Annotated in this window: 12 protein-coding genes, 3 pseudogenes and 1 riboswitch; of the genes and pseudogenes, 4 read left to right on the top strand and 11 right to left on the bottom strand. The window is 53.7% G+C overall.

The window, feature by feature from the left end; translation table 11 throughout:
* Positions 1-38: 38 nt before the first annotated feature.
* Together K3757_RS11570 and K3757_RS11565 are read left to right on the top strand one after the other, a co-directional pair.
* Positions 39-3,932 (top strand): factor H binding protein domain-containing protein, encoded by a 3,894-nt coding sequence (locus tag K3757_RS11570; RefSeq protein ID WP_259995683.1) that lies wholly within the window; start codon positions 39-41, stop codon positions 3,930-3,932.
* A gap of 14 nt (positions 3,933-3,946) precedes the next feature.
* Positions 3,947-5,290: a surface lipoprotein assembly modifier gene (locus K3757_RS11565; protein ID WP_259995682.1), complete on the top strand. Its 1,344-nt coding sequence runs from the start codon at positions 3,947-3,949 to the stop codon at positions 5,288-5,290.
* Between the two features lie 283 nt (positions 5,291-5,573).
* Here K3757_RS11565 and gcvP read toward each other — a convergent pair whose 3' ends face one another.
* The 4 genes from gcvP to K3757_RS11545 all read right to left on the bottom strand — a co-directional run bounded on the left by gcvP (position 5,574) and on the right by K3757_RS11545 (position 11,112).
* Positions 5,574-8,417, bottom strand: a complete 2,844-nt coding sequence (gene gcvP / locus K3757_RS11560) for an aminomethyl-transferring glycine dehydrogenase (RefSeq protein WP_259995681.1) — start codon at positions 8,415-8,417, stop codon at positions 5,574-5,576.
* A 15-nt stretch (positions 8,418-8,432) separates the two neighbouring features.
* Positions 8,433-8,792: a glycine cleavage system protein GcvH gene (gcvH, locus tag K3757_RS11555; protein ID WP_259995680.1), complete on the bottom strand. Its 360-nt coding sequence runs from the start codon at positions 8,790-8,792 to the stop codon at positions 8,433-8,435.
* A 17-nt stretch (positions 8,793-8,809) separates the two neighbouring features.
* Entirely contained in the window at positions 8,810-9,931 is a 1,122-nt protein-coding gene (gene gcvT, locus K3757_RS11550; protein WP_259995678.1) for a glycine cleavage system aminomethyltransferase GcvT, read from the bottom strand.
* A 166-nt stretch (positions 9,932-10,097) separates the two neighbouring features.
* A riboswitch (glycine riboswitch) is annotated at positions 10,098-10,183 on the bottom strand.
* A gap of 359 nt (positions 10,184-10,542) precedes the next feature.
* Positions 10,543-11,112, bottom strand: coding sequence for a Crp/Fnr family transcriptional regulator (locus tag K3757_RS11545; protein WP_259995676.1), 570 nt, complete (start codon positions 11,110-11,112; stop codon positions 10,543-10,545).
* A 78-nt stretch (positions 11,113-11,190) separates the two neighbouring features.
* Between K3757_RS11545 and K3757_RS11540 the strand changes: the two genes are divergently transcribed.
* A complete protein-coding gene (locus tag K3757_RS11540) occupies positions 11,191-11,739 on the top strand; it encodes a hypothetical protein (protein ID WP_259995674.1) in 549 nt (182 codons plus the stop codon).
* A 233-nt stretch (positions 11,740-11,972) separates the two neighbouring features.
* Positions 11,973-12,126: pseudogene (locus K3757_RS11535) on the top strand (IS3 family transposase); the annotation flags it as partial.
* 184 nt (positions 12,127-12,310) lie between these two features.
* On the opposite strand, the pseudogene K3757_RS11530 reads toward K3757_RS11535, so the two are convergent.
* The 7 genes and pseudogenes from K3757_RS11530 to K3757_RS11500 all read right to left on the bottom strand — a co-directional run bounded on the left by K3757_RS11530 (position 12,311) and on the right by K3757_RS11500 (position 18,903).
* Positions 12,311-13,735, bottom strand: a pseudogene (locus K3757_RS11530) (IS3 family transposase).
* Positions 13,736-13,822: 87 nt separating this feature from the next.
* A pseudogene (locus K3757_RS11525) lies at positions 13,823-13,981 on the bottom strand (IS3 family transposase); the annotation flags it as partial.
* Between the two features lie 28 nt (positions 13,982-14,009).
* Positions 14,010-14,840 (bottom strand): hypothetical protein, encoded by an 831-nt coding sequence (locus tag K3757_RS11520; RefSeq protein WP_259995673.1) that lies wholly within the window; start codon positions 14,838-14,840, stop codon positions 14,010-14,012.
* A 441-nt stretch (positions 14,841-15,281) separates the two neighbouring features.
* Positions 15,282-15,803: a phage integrase central domain-containing protein gene (locus K3757_RS19040; RefSeq protein ID WP_311201729.1), complete on the bottom strand. Its 522-nt coding sequence runs from the start codon at positions 15,801-15,803 to the stop codon at positions 15,282-15,284.
* 492 nt (positions 15,804-16,295) lie between these two features.
* A complete protein-coding gene (locus K3757_RS11510) occupies positions 16,296-17,225 on the bottom strand; it encodes an AEC family transporter (protein ID WP_259995672.1) in 930 nt (309 codons plus the stop codon).
* 71 nt (positions 17,226-17,296) lie between these two features.
* Positions 17,297-18,100: an MBL fold metallo-hydrolase gene (locus tag K3757_RS11505; RefSeq protein WP_259995671.1), complete on the bottom strand. Its 804-nt coding sequence runs from the start codon at positions 18,098-18,100 to the stop codon at positions 17,297-17,299.
* The gene (locus K3757_RS11500; protein ID WP_259995670.1) at positions 18,097-18,903 is read right to left on the bottom strand and encodes a TatD family hydrolase; all 807 of its coding nucleotides are present in this window, start codon (positions 18,901-18,903) and stop codon (positions 18,097-18,099) included. Before K3757_RS11500 ends, K3757_RS11505 begins: the two co-directional genes overlap by 4 nt.
* Positions 18,904-18,924: the final 21 nt, after the last annotated feature.

Here is an 18,924-nt window from a genome sequence, read left to right as displayed (position 1 = left end):
ATGGCAGATGGACAAAATTTGGATAAGGAAAATACATTTTGACTCGGAAAACCCTTAGTTTCTTCGCCATACCCTTTCTTGTTTCCTTGCAGGTAACAGCCGCAAGTGGAGAAGTAGCCACTGGTGCGGCAACGGATATCGCTTCTTGGGGATCATCTACGGTTTTGAAGCAGGCGCAAGGCGAGGCGGTGACTGCTGCTATTGATATTGTCATGAATGGGTTGCTGAAGCTGCCGTACATTGATGCGAGCGCCAAAATAGCTATTCGAAACAGTCGCTCAGCAGTCATAAAAGGTATAAAAGACCGTGCTACGATAAAGTTGCTAAACGTTGCGAAAAAGCCGACCTCAATGAGCATAGCCAAATATGTCGGAGGAGCTGTTGCAAGTGCCGTTAGCTCTGCTGCTGCCGAAGAGCTGACAGATTTGATGATCAAGAATTCAGGTTACGGACCAGGTGTAGCAATTACCGCAGCGCTTCAAGAAAACATGATTAAAACGACAGCTAATGCTCTGCTTTCGGGAGGTAATCTTGGCCAGTTTGCTCTGTCTCAAACGGTTCTCGCGGTCGAAAATACCGTCAACGCAGGCTTTCAGGCAAATGAGGCTAGCGAAGATGGTATTGTAGCAGATCGTGCTGCCTTGCGAGAAGCATTGACCGACGCTCATGGAAGAGCCGTAAACTCTCTATTGGCTGGAGAGAGCGAATTTGAGGTCCTGCGCGATTTTGATAACACGGTTGATGATATTAAAACAAAGCCTCCAAGTCGGCGTCTGGGATGGTTTTCACCGTTTAAGAAGAAAGAGTATTTTAATTACGTAAATCAGAAAGTTTCTGAGTATCAGTGGGGAATTAGATCCGAGGTCGTTGATTTTTCTACGGACCTGAAAGAAATCACCCAAACAGTTGAAGTTGGAAGTTCAGCGTTTTCAGAAAATATTGCGGAACTTTCTCAAACGGCAGAGATTATTCTGTCTTCTCCAGCTAATCGAAATTCCACCATCGACATATCCCGAGGGTTCGAGTTGCCAAGCCTTCAGGCTGCACCGGTCCAAAGTGAAACTGCCCAAGGAGGGGTGGGGCAAGAGTTCACAGCACTTTTGGGAAGCGATCTCACAATTGAGCGATCGATTACTGTGGCCGAAGCAGCTGCCCCTGATGGTGGAGATACCCCAAATCAACCTACTGCTGAAGAAATTGCAGCTGCCGAACGCTTAAAGGCCGAGATGCTGGCTACTGAGCGTGTTGAAGCGGAGCGTTTGAAGCAGGAGAGGTTGGAAGCCGCGCGGTTGGAGGCAGAACGTCTGGCGCAATTTCGTTTAATGCGGATTTCCCAGCTTGAAGCTGAACGCGACAGCCTTTCATTGACGCAGCAAGATGCTGCTGCTCGATATAAAGAACGCGACAATCGGCTGACGATATTGCGGTTTGAAGAGTTGCCGAAGGTGGAAGCGATTTCTGGTCCGGTTCGTGATCGTATTGCTGCTTTGCGTACGGAGCAGAGCACAACAGGACTAATCGCTTCGGATCAACAGCTGCTGCTAGATCTGGTTGCTTATGAAGGCGTGCTTCAATCCGAGCAAGAACGCATTGCGCGAGGTATTAGCCAAGCCCAAGCAGCGATAGCCCGTTACGAAGTTACTTTGGCCGACGTCGGCGCGCGACTTGAAGCAAATGCGGCTAATTTGGCGGGGCCAGACTACAACATCGAAGACGACTACACCCCACCGACCTTTGTGGCTGAGGGGCTAACGGACTGGACGGGCTATTCTTACGAAATTCCTGCGTTTAACGCGACCAAACCTATGGAAAGCACCCTGTCGAATGTGATCGGGCATGCCGTTTCCATCCCGGCAATTAATGGGGTTGGCCGTGCGGAAGTAGACCTTGTTGCTGAGGACAACACTATTCTTGATCAAGGAATACCGGGGGCAATCGTTGAGTTAGAAGGCGAAAGCAGTCGGTCTCTCGATGGGTTTGCGCATCTATACTTTGGCGACGGGATCGATGAACACGGTGATGAATCGCAGTGGATATATGGTCAGGCCTCTACGCCTGAGGAGTTTGCGCTGCGATCAGGGACCGCCACCTTCAATGGCGGTGTGTTAGGTTACTACGCAGCCGGGACCGCGACCGATTATACGTTGTACCCAGAAAGTGTCTTTGGGGAGCTTGAGCTGAACATTGATTTTGGCACAAAGCTTCTTACCGGAGAGGGGCGCATCGAAGTTGATAATGAAGCCGCGAATTACACCACCGAATTATCCTTGAAGGAAGCCGCCATTGCGGAGAAAGGCACTGGGCTTACCCGCTCACTTGGCTTTGATGCGAGAGCTTCTCTCGACAACGGACGCTCGGCAGACGGTAACTTTGTCGGAACCCTATATGGCTCTGATACATCCGAGGCGGCGGGATCATTTGCTTTGAAGCTTCCCGGAGGGTTCGCTGCAGGCGTTTGGGCTGTCGGTGAAAACTATGTTCCTGGAGAGGGCAGCGAGGAAGATGGTTTTAGCGGTGCTTTTGTATTGGGCTACTCCGCAAGTGAAACAGGACACGGCACCTTCTGGCAGGATGTGAGCGACATTTATGAGGGCAAAATTACGTTTCCCGGCGGCAACTCCGGTGAAGATACTCAGGTGAACATTGCGACTACTTTTGCCGCCGAAGGTTATTCCCATGTTTCTTGGGGAACCTGGGTGTCTACCGGCGCAACCCCGAGTTTATTTTCTGATGCCGGTCTTTGGGTGGACGTTGATAATGTCACCAATTCTATCTCCCTTCAAAATAGGTCCGGTGTTGCACAGTACGGCGGCGAGATCAGAGGTGGTTACGCTGGTCAGGGAGGCGTTGAAGAAGAAGCTACGGGCTTGATTAACATCACTGCTGATTTTTCCGAGCAAAGCGTTGGAGGTCAATTCCAGTTTGGCCGCTCGTGCAGTGGCGCTGGCCTCAATGGATGCGCCGTGGCCACTGAAGTAAATACATTTGATGAGCCTATTAACGACTATAGTGGTTCCGGTTTCGGAAACCATGGAAGAGTCGGGATGTCTGGTGTCATTGGCGTCTTTGGCGGTGCGAATGGTCAAGAAGTGGGTGGCCATGCTTGGGTTGTTGCGGATCAGGGCCAATATGTTGGAGTGTTTCGCGCAAGGGAAGGGCTCTCCTTTGGTGATTTTGTAACACCAACGGTCACAGACGCTGGTGGTGTCGCCGAGGGTGGTTCAGGAAATACGAGTACAGGCGACGGGGGCTTTGGTTTCAACGATGAGCCTGAATACGAAAATTACCGTGGTTTTAGCGCATATGATGGGACTTTAATTAGCGGTGCCGAGTACGTCTTGGGGACTGTCGCAGCGACGTCGGTTTCGGACAAAGGTGTTGTCGCCTTCCAAAATACAGATGTGACGGTTGATGCATCAGGTAAATATGCCGACCCAAAAGGCAATGAGTATAGCTATGTGGCTTGGGGACAGTGGGACTTTGAGATGAACGGTGCGGTGGCTGAAGTTGACGGGGAACTGGTTGCAAACTCCCGAGCGAACTGGCTGGTGTATGACCCTACAACCAATCTTCAGCAGACCGGTACAGCGACCTACACAGGAGCTGCGTTTGGAGAGGGTACTGGCATGGCAGCTGGACGGGTGCGCGGCGACATTTCCCTAACGGCTGACTTCGCTAAGGACAACGTGACTGGGAATATGAATCTAAAGGACAACAACGGAGCTAGCTGGGCGAATTCAACTTTCGACGCGCCGATCCGGCGCGACGCGGATAGCAGCGGTTTTCAGGGTGATCTCTCCGGCAGTAATGTGAGTAGTGGCGGGATATTTGGTGGCTTCGCTGGACCTAATGCTGAAGAGGTCGGCGGAGGCTGGCAGATTGATCATGTCAATGGATCAAGCGCCAACGGCATCTTTCGAGCACAGAACTAAAGGAATTTTAGAGCATGAAGTACTCTTTCACGATAGTATCACTGTGTGCTGCTCTGGCCGCACAGGTACATTCCGCCCAGGCTGCCACGCCAGCCGAGTTGCAGCTTGTTCAGGATCTACTTGCCGCTGGGGAGCCGACGAAAGCTTTCGGTTTGTTGCAAGCCGCACATGATCCTGCGACCGCGTCTACCCAGGAATTCTTTCTGTTGGGGGTCGCAGCTAAGCAAGCCGGTCAGCTTGGTAAAGCTGAAAGGTATCTCGGTTCGGCATTGCAACGCGAACCAAATGCAGGACGTATTCGTCTCGAACTTGCAGAAGTTCTGTTCCGTTTAGGCAAATATGATAAGTCTCGGGCGGAGTTGGTGGCAGTCCTTGGTATGAACCCGCCAGAACAGGTTCGGCAGAATATCGATGGCTTCATTGCACAGGTCGATGTAGCTCGCACGAATCCAAATGCCGGTCCAAAAGGTCCACAAAAAAACTGGAGCGCGTATGTCACTGTAGGTTTGACTTCAGATAGTAACGTTAATGCAGGTCCAGATAGCGACACTGTATTTCTTTACGGTTTGCCCTTCACTTTGTCATCAGGTGCACAAGAAACTCAGGATACCGCAGTTTTTGCGCGTGCTGGGTTTTCCCACCAAAAGATCCTCAACAATAATTTGGCTTGGCGGAGTGGCGCGCACCTCAGCTTCAATAACTACTTTGAAGCCAATGCTTATGACACGACGACACTTTCCGTTTCCACAGGGCCGAGTTTCAGGCTGAGTGATCAGCTCGGGTTATCTGTTCCGGTTACATACAATATTCAGCGCTATAACGAACAGGACAACTGGTACTCTCAAAGCTGGGGCATCGCGCCGCGTTTACAGTATGCCGCCCGAAATGATCTGCAGTTTTACGTAGACACGTCGATTTCCCGCAAGCGTTTCAACGGCAACGCTGATCGAGATCTCACCGCGTTCACCATCAACCCTTCTGTGAATCTTCAGCTAAAAGAGAATGGTAGCATCGCTGTTGGTTTGCAATATGGGAGTGAAAGTTCTGGATTGGATGTCTATTCCAACGATGTCCGCGGGATGTACGTAGGGTACCAGCATGTTTTTCGGGAACAGGGTATAAGAGCAAGCCTAAAGGCATCCTATACAGATACCGAGTTTGAAGGCGTCCAAGCGGCCTACACGCAAGCACGACATGACGTCTCAAAGAGGATAACAGCCACGGTTTCATATACACTTCCTAACATGAACAGCACGAGTGTTCTGGGAAGCTTGAGTTACGAAAATAATAAAAGCAATTTGGATATTAACAATTTTGAGCGGACATTGCTTTCACTTAGCCTGACTAAAAAGTTCTAGTTCCGTCCTGCCGATCGACGTTTCAGCTACCAAAATGCTGTGTGGAGAATGCATGTCTGCTTGTACGGGCCGCACCGCAGAAGTGGCAAGGCATGCTCAATGGCCGCAATGGGCCGTTCGCGTAACTTTGTAAATACGCTACCTGCGCAGAATTGACCTTCGCCGTTGCTGCGGCGAAGGTCTTCACTGAGCCCGAAGTATCTGATGCTGCAAGTAGCGCAAAAGGTTGCCAAGGACGAAATGCGGACCTTCGCTACGAGTGATGAGTCTTTCCTAGTTTGTATTAATCACCAGCATCAGAATAGTGTTCCATCGGAGGGCAGCTGCACGTCAGGTTTCTGTCGCCCCAAACATTATCGACGCGGTTTACTGGGGCCCAGTATTTATCCACCCTGAATGCGCCAGGAGGAAAGCATCCCGTTTCCCGCGGATATGGTCTATCCCAGTCCTTTACCAGGTCCTCCATGGTGTGAGGTGCATTCTTCAACGGATTATTCTCTGGGTCGACAACGCCGTTTTCTATGTCTGCGATTTCGGCTCGAATGGCGAGCATGGCATCGCAAAATCGGTCAAGTTCGGCCTTGGTCTCGGATTCTGTAGGTTCGATCATCAAGGTGCCTGCCACGGGCCAACTCATCGTGGGGGCGTGGAAGCCGCAGTCGATCAGCCGTTTGGCGATGTCATCCACGGTGACATGGGCGCTAGTGGCAAACGGCCGCGTGTCGATGATACATTCATGCGCGACCCTACCTGTGGGCCCCTTGTAAAGGACGTCAAATGCCCCTTCGAGCCGTTTGGCAATATAGTTGGCGTTCAAGATTGCAACGCGCGTCGCCTGCGTTAACCCCTCACCGCCCATCATCAGGCAATAGGCCCAAGAAATCGGCAGCAATGATGGTGACCCAAAAGCCGCCGCAGACACCGCCCCTTCGCCGGATGTCGGATCGCCGGGCAGATGCGGAATGAGGTGGGATTTGACGCCGATTGGCCCCATGCCGGGACCGCCGCCACCGTGAGGGATGCAGAATGTCTTATGTAGGTTCAAATGGCTCACGTCGCCGCCCAAATCGCCGGGGCGCGACAGTCCGACCATGGCATTCATATTGGCCCCGTCGATATAAACCTGACCGCCGTGGTCATGCACGATCTTGCAGACGTCGTTGACGGTTTCTTCAAACACGCCGTGGGTGGATGGATAGGTGATCATGCAGCCTGCAAGGTTGTCCTCGTGCTCCTTAACTTTGGCGCGGAAGTCATCCAAATCAATGTCGCCATTGGCGGCTGACATAATTGGTACAACTTTCCAGCCCACCATCTGAGCCGAGGCAGGGTTTGTCCCATGCGCGGACATCGGGATTAGGCAGATATTGCGGTGACCTTGGCCGTTCGCGCGGTGATAGCTGGCAATTGATAACAGGCCTGCGTATTCACCCTGCGCGCCGGAATTGGGCTGCATTGAGATTGCGTCATACCCTGTCACATCACAGAGCTTGGCGGACAAATCATCGATCATTTCCATATAACCCGCCGCCTGATCGCGGGGAATGTAGGGATGCAAAAGCGAGAATTCGTCCCATGAAACCGGCATCATCTCAGCAGCGGAATTGAGCTTCATCGTGCAGGACCCGAGCGGGATCATCGCGCGATCAAGGGCGAGGTCGCGGTCAGCCAAGCGGCGCATGTAGCGCATCATTTCGGTTTCGGCGCGGTTCATGTGGAAAACCGGATGAGTGAGGTACTCCGTGGTACGGATCAGTTTTTCCGGCACGTGATAATGCGGCGTATAATCTTTGTCTTCGCGGTCGATACCAAAGGCTCGCCAGACGGCCTCGATCGTAGCTGGGCGGGTGCGTTCGTCCAGCGTGATGCCCACTTGGGTGGTGCCAACGGCCCGCAGGTTAATGCCTTCATCTACCGCTGATTTCATAACCGCAGCTTGCAGCGGGCCAACCTCGACGGTGATCGTGTCAAAAAACGTGGCGGGACGCACGTCAAAGCCCGCGCCTTTGATCCCCTCGGCCAGTCGTGCGGTCTTGCGATGGATCCGTTGGGCAATCGCCTTAAGGCCCTCAGGCCCATGAAAAACGGCATAGAAACCAGCCATAACGGCCAATAAAGCCTGTGCTGTACAGACGTTCGACGTCGCCTTTTCACGGCGGATATGTTGCTCGCGGGTTTGCAGCGACAGACGGTAGGCGCGATTGCCGTGACTGTCGATGGAAACACCAACAAGCCGACCCGGCATCGACCGGGCATAGTTTTGTTTGGTTGCCATATAGGCGGCATGAGGACCGCCGTAGCCGACAGGCACACCAAACCGTTGCGTGCTGCCTACAGCAATATCGGCGCCCATCGCACCAGGTTCTTTGAGCAACGTCAGCGACAGAGGGTCGGCGGCGATAATACCGATGGCTTTGGTGTCATGTAGTTTGGCGATCTCTGGGCTGAAGTCGCGCAGGTGTCCGAAGGTCCCCGGATACTGGAAGATCGCGCCGAAAACGGTAGTTGCGTCCAGATCATCTGGGTTGCCCACCGTAATCTCTATACCTAACGGCGCGGCGCGTGTTTTCATCACCGCGATGTTTTGCGGATGGCAATTTTCGTCGATGAAGAACCCATTAACCTTCGTTTTGGCAACCCGCTGCGCCATGGTCATCGCCTCGGCACATGCCGTCGCCTCATCAAGCAAAGAGGCGTTTGCAATCTCTAATCCGGTCAGGTCAGAAACCATGGTTTGGAAATTCAATAGCGCCTCAAGCCGACCCTGCGAAATCTCAGGCTGGTAGGGGGTATAGGCCGTGTACCAAGCGGGGTTTTCGAAGATATTCCGCTGGATTGCAGGCGGCGTGACCGTGCCATGATAGCCTTGCCCAATCAACGAGGTCAGGACCTTGTTCTTAGACGCTGTGACCTTCATGTGATGCAGTAACTCACGCTCTGACATCGGTTTGCCAAAATCTAGCGGCTTGGCCTGCCGGATTTTGGTGGGAAGTGTGTCAGAGATGAGCGCATTCAGATCGTCAGCCCCCACAACTTTCAGCATCTCCGACATTTCGGCGGGCGACGGTCCGATGTGGCGCCGGTTGGCGAAGTCATAGGGCAGATAGTCGGTGGGGGTGAAGGTCATGGCAGGCTCCGAAAATTAAGCGATCAGGGAGTTATAGGCGGCTTCGTCCATCAAGCTGTCCAACTGTGACGGATCAGAAGGTTTGATTTTGAAGAACCAGCCAGCACCAACCGCGTCTTCATTTGCCAGTCCGGGATTGTCGGCAAGGGCGGTGTTCACCTCGACGATTTCGCCGTCAATCGGGGCTGTGATGTCGGAGGCTGCTTTGACGCTTTCGATTACGACGACCTCTTCGTCTTTGGTGACAACGGTGCCGACTTCGGGCAGTTCAACGAACACGATATCGCCCAATTGGGTTGTTGCGTGTTCAGTAATGCCCACCACGACAATGTCGCCTTCGGGGCGTAGCCATTCGTGCTCTTCAGTGAATTTCATATCTGTTCTCCGTCAGTTTATCGTTTGAAATTAGCGGGTGTGAAAGGAAGCGACGTTAGGGTCAGCGGCAAGCGTTTGCCGCGAAGTTCACCATAGACTTTGGCGCCCTCGATAGCATGCTCTGCGGGCAGATAGCCCATAGCAATGGGCGCTTCGACTGTGGGTCCAAAGCCGCCTGATGTGATCTTTCCAATTGCTGTTTCGTCATCAGCTTGTGCAAAAAGCGGCACACCTTCACGCATTGGCGCGCGCCCCTCGGGCAATAGGCCCACCCGTTTTGTAGCAGCACCATGCTTCAGTTCAGCCAAGATAACATCCGCGCCGGGGAACCCTCCCATACGGTCGCCACCATTGCGCCGCACCTTTTGGATCGCCCAATTAAGTGAGGCTTGGATCGGCGTCGTTTCAGCGTCGATATCATGTCCGTAAAGACAAAGCCCGCCTTCCAGACGCAAGCTATCGCGTGCGCCAAGACCAATCGGTGCGACATCTGGGTGGGCCAGTAGCTCTTGTGCCAGCGCAATTGCCTGCGCGGCGGGCACTGATATTTCATAGCCGTCTTCGCCCGTATATCCTGACCGCGACACCCAGCATTCGGCACCCGCAAGCGACAGGGTAGCCACATCCATGAACCGCATGCTTGAGGCTTTTGGATTCAGCGCAGACAGGACCGCTTCGGCAGCGGGTCCTTGCAGCGCGAGCAGTGCGCGATCGGTGATTTCGGTGACTGAGACACCGTTTAGGTTGGCTTTCATATGGGCAATGTCATCGGCCTTGCAGCCTGCGTTCACGACCATAAAAATATGGTCACCACGATTTGCCAGCATCAAATCATCTAAAATTCCGCCGGCGTCATTGGTGAAGAAACCGTAGCGCTGACGATCTTGATCAAGCCCAAGGATATCAATTGGTATCAAACTCTCCAACGCGGTTGCCACTGCCTGGTAATCTGCGCCAGTGATGATCACTTGCCCCATGTGACTGACGTCAAAAAGCCCTGCTTTGCTGCGGGTTTGCAGGTGTTCCTGCATGACGCCCATCGGGTATTGAACAGGCATGGCGTAGCCCGCAAAAGGCACCATTTTGGCGCCGAGTGCGAGGTGCAGGTCATGCAACGGCGTATGAAAAAGGTCAGACATCAAATGGCCTCTATCTATGACGGGCCGTTCAGACAATGAAACATCCTGCGGCACCACTTTGACGCAAAAGCTTAAGCTTTCACGCGTGATGCCCCCTCTGTCCATGTGCCTGAGATTGCTATCCCTTCGGCGGACACAAATTAACGTGCCTCTCTCCAGAGTCTTGGTATCGGCGTCGGTCCGGTTGCCTGAGAGTTTCCGGGGCGGTTGCTCCTTCGGCACCAGTTGATCTGGTTCTCCCGACGTCGATCTGCGTGCATGTAGTCGGTTTTAGACCGTGCTGGCAAGAAGTTTGTCACCGCGCCCGCTCAAACATGATCCTTAATGCTGCCTAAGATTGTTTTCTTCCTAGCTTTGAGGGTCGCCATTAGAATACCAGCTTGGCAGTAGGGATATGCCCGAGGTTCCCAGCATTCGTATCGATGCTGCTGGATCGATTCTGGTCTTTTCCGCTTACAGCGAAGATTGGGCATGGCGGACCGCGTTGCAGCATCGCGCACCATCACCGGAGGTCCACCTTGAGCGGAAAGCAGTCATTGGTGCAGCGGCAGCGAAAGCTCACTTCGTCCGCATAGCGGACCTCTCTGCAAAGCGCAGCGAGGGTCCGCTTCCTAGCTGTTAATCGCACGCAACCGGCTCATGGTGACCGGAGTGATCCCTAAGAAGGATGCAATCAAAGCATGGGTGAAGATGTCTTCGTAGCCCGGGAATGCTTGGCGAAACCAAATGAGCCGCTCAGCCCCTCCCAAAGCGGCGAGGCACCACTCTCGATCCACCTTCCGGCTTAGCTCTTGCTGCAGAACACCATTCGCCCAATTTCGGACGGGCTCAGATGAGATCATCATATTTGAAAGCAGATTGCCGTCGATCCTTGCAAGTGAGGCATCGGTCGGGGCCGCGATCGACACGAGCGACATACCGTCCCGCGTTCGCGCGATGTTTGGTGTAACAACACAGGGGCCCACGTAAAACCCGACGCAAACTTCTTTGCCGTCCTTGTCACAAATACTGCTGGCCAAGCACCCTTCCAAAAGAATGAATTCATCTGTTTCGGGTTGTTCTTGCCGAGCAAGGTGTGCCCCTTTTTTCAAGCGCTTTGGTTTCCAATGCGAAGCAAATTCGTCCGCGCAAGCAATATCTGACAGGTCAGGTGATTGCGTCAGAAACGTCCGTAAATCCATCTTTGTGTGCCTTATCAAATGATAATGCGGGTGGCTGCGCATGAGGGCATGTGTTGCACAGTTCAAGGAGATTACAAAATGACAAATAGATTTCAGTCAAAGCATATCGGAATGCTCGCAGCTGTCTCTGGATTGATAGGCGCGTCAGTTTATCTGCTGATGATCAACGTCACACTCGCCCACATCGAAGCAGTCTCAGGGCACATCCCTTTCGACATGCGCCCTTTTGGCTATGGCCCCACAGAGGCCGCGACGCTTCTTAAAGCGTTAAGTGTGGAAGGGCGTAATTATTATCTCAGTCATCAGCTACCTCTGGATATACTTTATCCGGCGATGCTCGCACTGACTTTGATCGCCACGCTCTGCTTGTTTGCAGAACGAATGCCAAACGGAAAACTTGTCCGCTTTGGCATAGTCTTTTCGGTTGGCAGTGCTCTATTCGATTATATTGAGAACCTTGGTATTTTAGCCATGATTTGGTGTTGGCCAGACGTTTTAGCTCCACTGGTATATGCCACCAGTACAGCTACAATTGCTAAATCCGCTCTCACGACAATAGCTGTTTTATTGGTACTTCTCGTAGGAGTTATCTGGATGCGCATGCCGAAAGCCGACCTTCGTCTTTAGTCGCGCAACGGCAGCTTTCGCCCGCATAACGGACCTCTATGCAAAGCGTAACAAAAGGTCCGCAATCCGCCCCTTGTGTCGATTTATAGGAAGCTGAAACTTCCGGCCCAAAGCCGACCTCCAGTACCCGAACACGATGCTGCAGCAGTCCGCATTGCCGACTTTCCCTGTGGCCTGAGCTCCTAAAACCCCCACAAATTTATTTAGAGTTGGCCTGACAAAAGGACGGACAAATGAAGGCACGACTTACGGACGAACAGATAATAGCGATGATCGAAGAACAGGAAGCTGGTGAGAAGACCGCTGACGTATGTTGGCGGCATGGAGCCGTCCGACGCGAAGCGGCTGAGGGCTTTGGAAGACGAGAACGGCAAGCTGAAGAAGCTGTGGACCTGTCGCGCTATCGTGCCGCCCCAAGTGGCTGTGTAAGCCACCTTCCGATCGAAAGCGACCGGGCTTTTCCAACCCGGTGCCGAGTGCGTCGGCGTGGGTGATAGTGTCCGTCGTCAGAGTTTTTGGAACCAATGGCGGCCTAATCTAAGAGAGAGTTTGGCTCATCTGGTTTGTTTGATTATGCGGCGCGTTGTCTGTGATGCAAGCGTCGCGTTTCGAGCGTCTTTCGTTTGATCCTTTCCACTGCCCGGCAGGGTTATGCGCAGCATGATCCCGAGAGGGGCGTTGTTTTAGAATGGCTTTGTCACGCCCGAAGTAGACGTCAGCGGGTGTGACGTTGCTGATGCTCTCGTGGTAGCGCTGGTGATTGTAGTGATCGACGAAGGCTTTGATTTGGCGTTCGAGATCACCCGGCAGGAAGTAGTTTTCCAGCAGGATGCGGTTCTTTAAGGTCTGGTGCCAACGTTCGATCTTTCCCTGTGTTTGGGGATGATATGGCGCGCCACGCGAGTGCTTCATGCCTTTGTCTTGCAGCCATTCTGCCAGATCGCCCGAGACGTAACTGGATCCGTTGTCACTGAGCAGACGTGGCTTGTGAACGACGTGAACTTGGTCACAGCCAGACGCCCGAAGGGCGAGGTCCAGGGTATCCGTCACGTCTTCAGCCCGCATGTTGGTGCAGAGCTTCCAGGAGACAATATAGCGGCTGTAATCGTCGAGGACGGTGCTGAGGTAGAACCAGCCCCATCCCAGAACCTTGATGTAGGTAAAGTCGGTCTGCCAGAGCTGATTGATCGCTGTGGTTTTATCTTTGAATTCGTTAGCGGCCTTGATCACAATGAAAGCTGGGCTGGTGATCAGGTCGTGCGCCTTCAAGATACGATATGTCGAAGCCTCTGATACAAAGCAACTTTCCTTGTCAGTGAAGGTCACCGCCAGCTCTCGCGGTGACAACTCCGTCTCCCTCAACGCCAGTTTGACCACCTTGCGACGCACTTCGTCGGGGATGCGGTTCCAGACGTGCTTTGGCTTAGGAGATTGATCCTGCAACCCGGCCTCGCCGCGCTGCAGGTACCGATCGTACCAACGATAGAACGTGGTGCGGGGGATGCCCAGTTTGGCCAGCCTTAGACGCGCTGACAGGTGGCTTTCTTCGACCAGGCGGATGATCTCTAACTTCTCTGATGCAGGGTATCTCATTCGGGGTCGCCCCCACCGTCGAACATGCTTTTTTTGAGAAGCCGCAGTTCGAGCGTTTGCTCCGCCACGACCTCTTTCAAATCACGCGCTTCACGGCGTAGATCCTTCACCTCATCGGTGTTCGCCGCACGTGCAGTGTCGCCCGCCAGGCGCCGCTTACCGGCCTCCATGAAGTCCTTGGACCACTTGTAGTAAATGCCCTGCGATATGCCTTCGCGACGGCAAAGCTCAGCAATGCTATCCTCGCCGCGCAGGCCATCCAACACGATCCTGATCTTCTCTTCAGAGGAATGCTGCTTGCGTCCCTCCCGGGACATTGCTGCGCAATGCCCTGCCGGGCAGTGGTGGCGCGCTTGATGTCTTTGACGATCTTCTCGCCGGGTGTCTTCGTTGTCTTTCTCATCGCCCACTCCTTAGTGGCTACGATGAGCAACAAACCCTCTCTTAGCAAACCGCCCTATTTGGACCCATCAGCGCTGACGTCAGACAGGTGATAGAACCCATTGATGTATTCGAAGATGGCGATCTCTGCCTTGCGCCATGTCTCCCAAGGATGCCGCCAGATCAGCTCTGCTTTGATCGTTTTGAAGAACGTCTCAACGGCCGTATTATCATAGCATTTTCCTTTGCCGCTGATTGACACATTGAAGGTAGTGGATGCAGTGTGGTTCGGAATGCTAGTCGGCTTTTGTCTTCCAGTAGCGATAAAATGCTTGGCGAAGTGCATCGTCGCTCTTTGTTTTGTGTTTGGCAAATGACGTCACAAAATTCGCGCTTAAAACCTTGAAGGGAAAGCCTTCTGGTTTGTTAATATAACCATGTACTTCGCAAAATGCCTTTACGTCATGGCTCATCTCTGTCGGCTTTTGGTGCTCAATTTGATCAGTGTCGGAGCTCCATAGAAGCCCCGGAATAGGCCTTTTAAGTACAAAGTCAGTTGGTAGGTGAACATACGAGGCAAGGGCCTCAATAGTTGGAAGGGAACTTTTGGGCCATAACCATTGGGAACCTGCAAGTCTCTTTTTCTCATCATATCTCTGCACTGCGTTAAAGTAGCTTTCGGTGATGCCTCTTCCGTTTGCGCTTGGATCGATAAGGTCAGTCGGAGTAATTACCTTCATTTCTTCCGGGTCGATGTGCTGAAAGTATCGATGTGGCGCGTAGTTCGCTGGGTCGTCGCCTTGCCGCTTACTGTGATCAAAAATCCAGTCGGGCGTTTCAACTATAGTTTCTCTCCATTTTACTAGCAAAGCAGTCTTGACGCCCCGAGCACCTATGGCGTCACAGGCAAATCGCCAAAAAGCCCCGATGTAAAACCGCTCCGCTCTCCTGCGGTCATCATCTGTCTCAGACAGGTCAAGCAATTCTACAGAGAGATTTGGCGTTCGTTGTGCCATAGCAATCCGGTTTTTCTGACTTACCAGGACCAGCTCTTGTCGGTTTTGTTCGCACAAAGACCGTATCCAGCCTCTGATTTGAGCAGCAGGTACGAAATCATCGGGGTTCATGATTGGCTCGTAGGCAAGTTGACAACATTATTGGTCTCACAGCCCGAAACAAATATGCTCCAACGTTCCATTAAAATGCGGCGCTTATCGATTAGGTCAGTGCGGCGGTAAGCCCGCTCTACTTTACTTGCAACAGAGTGAGCTAAGCATTCTTCGGCAACAACTCGTGGGGTATCCGTCTGCTCCTCTACCCAAGTTCGAAAGGATGAGCGGAAGCCATGTGGCCGTGCCTCCATTTTCGCTCGTGACATGTACGCACCCATCGTCGCGTCTGCCTTTCATCATATCTGTCGGTATCGTTCAGATCGCCTTTGCACAGTCGAATTGTTCGATGCGAGCAAAGCGCAAGGGGGATGATCTGACAGCGGTTAGGATGAACAGCCGCAATGCCAGTTGGGTGGTCGTGCCCTCATCAAGTGTCCGGTAAAAGGCCGGGGTTTCTTAGCATGAAAGAGCGGGGATGTTTTTTACCTTTTTGTCTTGCTGACCTAGCAGCAGCTTTGCCTTTTCGGCGGCTTGCAGGTCCACTGATAGTCCCAGCGCGGCTGCATGTCGGAAACATAAGTGGAGGCGACCCAGAGCCTTTACTGCTGTGTCGGGTTTGGTCTTCCAAATCGGGCGAAGAGTATTGCGTATGTCGATCTGATCAATTTCGGAGATGGGCATCTCTCCCAGTTTGGGCAGTACATGCAATTCCAATGGTGACATCCACCGGCCAGCTTTGCCATCCCCCTTGAGGCTTGCCTTGTGGTTCTCGAAGGCATCGGATGCCACATCACGCAAGATATGAAGATTGCGTTGAGAGGCGCGACGATCTGCTTCGCGCTGCTTAATTGGATCTTTGCCCTCTGCGGCGACCCTGCGCCATTTTTCGGCAAGGGTACGGGCTTCCTTCAGGACCACACGGGGGTAAGGGCCAAGCCCCATCTCACGACGTCGCCCGTGGACATGAAAACGAAGCACCCGCTTTCCATTATTTTCGTCGGAATTGACAAGCCATAGACTGCCGTCGTCACCGTACTTTCCGGTTGGAGCAGATTATATCGCTATTGCCGCTAGCTTATCTAATCCCCGCGCCATGCAGTCCCCTTACCGGTCCCCCCAATGCCAATTGCTTAGGTTGAGACAGTAGTGAACACACTGGGGCACTAAGTGTCAGATAAATATAAGATAAGAAGATTTTAAGCTGCAAGTTGGGACAGCAGTGAACAGCGCGTTAGTGCCCTTCACCCGGACCATTTCAAGTTTTGCAGCTGGAAACAGCTGTTGTTGAGCGAAATCTTTCGATCTTTCTCTCGCAGGCGATGATGACCTTGAAGCTGTCGGCGTAAACGGTCCGCACGAGCGCAGCCTTGTTCGTGTCTTTGAGGTCTATTGTCGAGCAAGATTTCATAGTTTTTCCACACCGGGTGGTGCGGTCAATCCACGTCCGGGTTGCTCTTGGCAGTGAATAATTTAGCCAAGTACGGTCAGCCAAATCCAGACGGTAAAGATTGACGATGCGGTTGCGATCAGCACCGATGACGCAGCGACCCGGCGGCTGCGGCCATACATATTGGCGAAAATATAGGCGTTGAAGCCCGGTGCCATCGCCGCTGTCAGAACGCCTGCGCGGAACAGATCAGTCGGCACCGATAGGGCAGAGCCCATCAGCCACACAATCGCAGGGTGCACCACCAGCGCGATCAGGCAGACCATGGCGATGGCCTTCATGTCTCCCTCGGGCTTGTACTGGATCAATACGCCCCCCAGTGCGAATAGCGCGGCGGGCAGGGCCGCGCGCACGACAAGCGACAGGGCATCATCCACGACCGATGGTATAGCAAGGCCGCTCAGGTTCACTGCGAAACCTGCCAGAATGCCGATGACCAGCGGATTGTGAAACATCGCCCGCCCGATGGAACGCGTCAGTGCAAGACCGCTTTGCCCACGGTTGCGCACGAACTCCATCACAGTGATCCCCAGCCCGTAGCAAAAGGGCGAGTGTATAGCGATGATCATGTAGTTGCCGGTCAGACTGTCTGCCCCGTAGGCGCGTTCTGATATCGGCAGGCCCAGCAGAACAGAGTTGGAGAACAGGCAGCAAAAGCCGATCGCGACGCAATCCTCCCAGTCACGCTTGAAAAACAGGCGCGCGCCAAAGGTGCCAAGGGCAAAACAGATTGCCGCCCCGATGTAAAAGCTGAACAACAGCCCCGCGTCAAAAGAGGCGCCTAAATCAAGGTTCGCGATGGCCTGAAACAGCAGGCAGGGCACTGCAAAGCTTTGGGCGAAGCGCAGGACACCATCCACACCCGACACCGGAAAATAGCCTTTCCACACCGAGAAGTAGCCAAATCCGATTACCAGAAAAACTGGCAGGATAACGTCTAAGAGGGTTTGCATAATCGCGGTTCCAGGCAGCGGTATAAGGTCTGCCTGCACCGCTTCGTGCAGACGAAAAGTGGGGCGGTGGATCAGGTAAGATCAAATTCCAATCGCATCCCGTCATAGGCGGGTTCGATGTGATCTGGCGTTTCGGTCATCAGGGTCGCGTAGTCGAGATCGTTGTGCATGTTTGTCAGAACGGCCTGTGTCGGCTCCATCCTTTCGATCCACTCAAGTGTCTGTTCCAGATGGCTGTGCGTTGGATGCGGATCGCGGCGCAGGGCATCCACGATCCAGCAGCGCAGCCCCTCAACGTGGTGCCATATGTGATCCGGTATGCTGGCCACATCCGGCAGATACGCGACGCCGTTAAAGCGAAAGCCCAAGGCATCCATGCCGCCATGCGGCACCAGAAACGGGACAAAGCGCAACTCGCCACCCGGGCCATTCACCACCACATCGCCCTCCATCAGGTTCATATCCAGAATTGGTGGGTACATTGATCCCTTTGGTTGGACAAAAGCGTAGCCAAACCGGTCCATCAGGGCATCATGGGTTGGTTGATCCGCCCAGACAGGCAGGCGCGCGCGCATGTTGATAACGATCATCCGCAGATCATCCATGCCGTGCACATGATCCGCGTGGGCATGGGTGTACAAAACCGCATCCAGCCGTCCGACTCCGGCGTCCAGCAACTGGCTGCGCATGTCCGGTGATGTGTCGATCAAGACCGAAGTCGTGCCAGCATCGCTGATCCGCTCAACCAACGCCGAGCAGCGGCTGCGCCTGTTACGGGGTTCCTCCGGATCACACGCCCCCCAAAGCCCGCCAAGGCGCGGCACCCCGCCTGATGACCCGCATCCAAGAATGGTAACGCGCATCTTATCCGTCATTGGGGAGCCTCATATGCGGCAACTTTTGTGAATAGGCGTTCAAAATTGGCCTCGGACCGGGCGGCAAAATCGGCGTAGTTGATGCCGAATGTCTCAGCCGCGCGGCGCGCGGTATGAGCGGTGAATGCGGGCTCATTGCGTTTGCCGCGGTGGGGCGGCGGCGCAAGGTAGGGGCTGTCCGTTTCCACCACAATCCGGTCAAGCGGGGCGGCGGCGAAAATATCGCGAAGCTCCTGGCTTTTTGGAAATGCAGTGATGCCCGACATGCTCAGGTAGAACTCCAGATCAAGTGCTGCCCTAGCCAGTTCCGCAGATGAGGAAAAACAGTGCATGACGCATGTATAAGCGCCGTTCGCATGCTCTTCGCGCAGGATACGCGCCATGTCCTCGTCGGCATCGCGGCTATGGATGATCAGCGGCAGACCTGTTTCTCGTGCTGCAGCGATATGGATGCGCAGGCTGTCTTGCTGCATCTGCGCGCTTTCGGCGGTATAATGGTAATCAAGGCCGGTTTCGCCAATGCCTACCATCTTGGGATGTTTGGCTATGGTCAGCAGCTGATCCAGCGTTGCCATCGGCTCTGACGCCACACTCATCGGGTGGGTGCCTGCAGCATAGAATACAGGCGCATGGGCCTCTGCAATGGCGCGCACTTCGGGTTCGTTTTTCAGCTTTGTGCAGATGGTGACCATCCGCGCCACGCCGGCCTGTGCCGCGCGGTCAATTACGTCGGGCAGTTCCGCAATCAGTTCGGGAAAGTCGAGGTGACAATGGCTGTCGGTGATGTGGGGTGTATCGGTCATGGGGCTCCGGTGGCGTTGGCA

This window comes from Sulfitobacter sp. S223 (genome assembly GCF_025143825.1).
Classification (GTDB): Bacteria; Pseudomonadota; Alphaproteobacteria; order Rhodobacterales; family Rhodobacteraceae; genus Sulfitobacter.
This window is presented reverse-complemented; position numbering and strand designations above follow the sequence as displayed.

Bases quoted from the DNA above. Each gene is read 5' to 3' on its own strand.
- gcvP (WP_259995681.1), bottom strand. From the start codon at position 8,417: ATGACCTTCACCCCCACCGACTATCTGCCCTATGACTTCGCCAACCGG.
- K3757_RS11510 (WP_259995672.1), bottom strand. From the start codon at position 17,225: ATGCAAACCCTCTTAGACGTTATCCTGCCAGTTTTTCTGGTAATCGGA.
- K3757_RS11500 (WP_259995670.1), bottom strand. From the start codon at position 18,903: ATGACCGATACACCCCACATCACCGACAGCCATTGTCACCTCGACTTT.
- K3757_RS11545 (WP_259995676.1), bottom strand. From the start codon at position 11,112: ATGGATTTACGGACGTTTCTGACGCAATCACCTGACCTGTCAGATATT.
- gcvT (WP_259995678.1), bottom strand. From the start codon at position 9,931: ATGTCTGACCTTTTTCATACGCCGTTGCATGACCTGCACCTCGCACTC.
- K3757_RS11540 (WP_259995674.1), top strand. From the start codon at position 11,191: ATGACAAATAGATTTCAGTCAAAGCATATCGGAATGCTCGCAGCTGTC.
- K3757_RS11520 (WP_259995673.1), bottom strand. From the start codon at position 14,840: ATGAACCCCGATGATTTCGTACCTGCTGCTCAAATCAGAGGCTGGATA.
- K3757_RS11505 (WP_259995671.1), bottom strand. From the start codon at position 18,100: ATGACGGATAAGATGCGCGTTACCATTCTTGGATGCGGGTCATCAGGC.
- K3757_RS11565 (WP_259995682.1), top strand. From the start codon at position 3,947: ATGAAGTACTCTTTCACGATAGTATCACTGTGTGCTGCTCTGGCCGCA.
- gcvH (WP_259995680.1), bottom strand. From the start codon at position 8,792: ATGAAATTCACTGAAGAGCACGAATGGCTACGCCCCGAAGGCGACATT.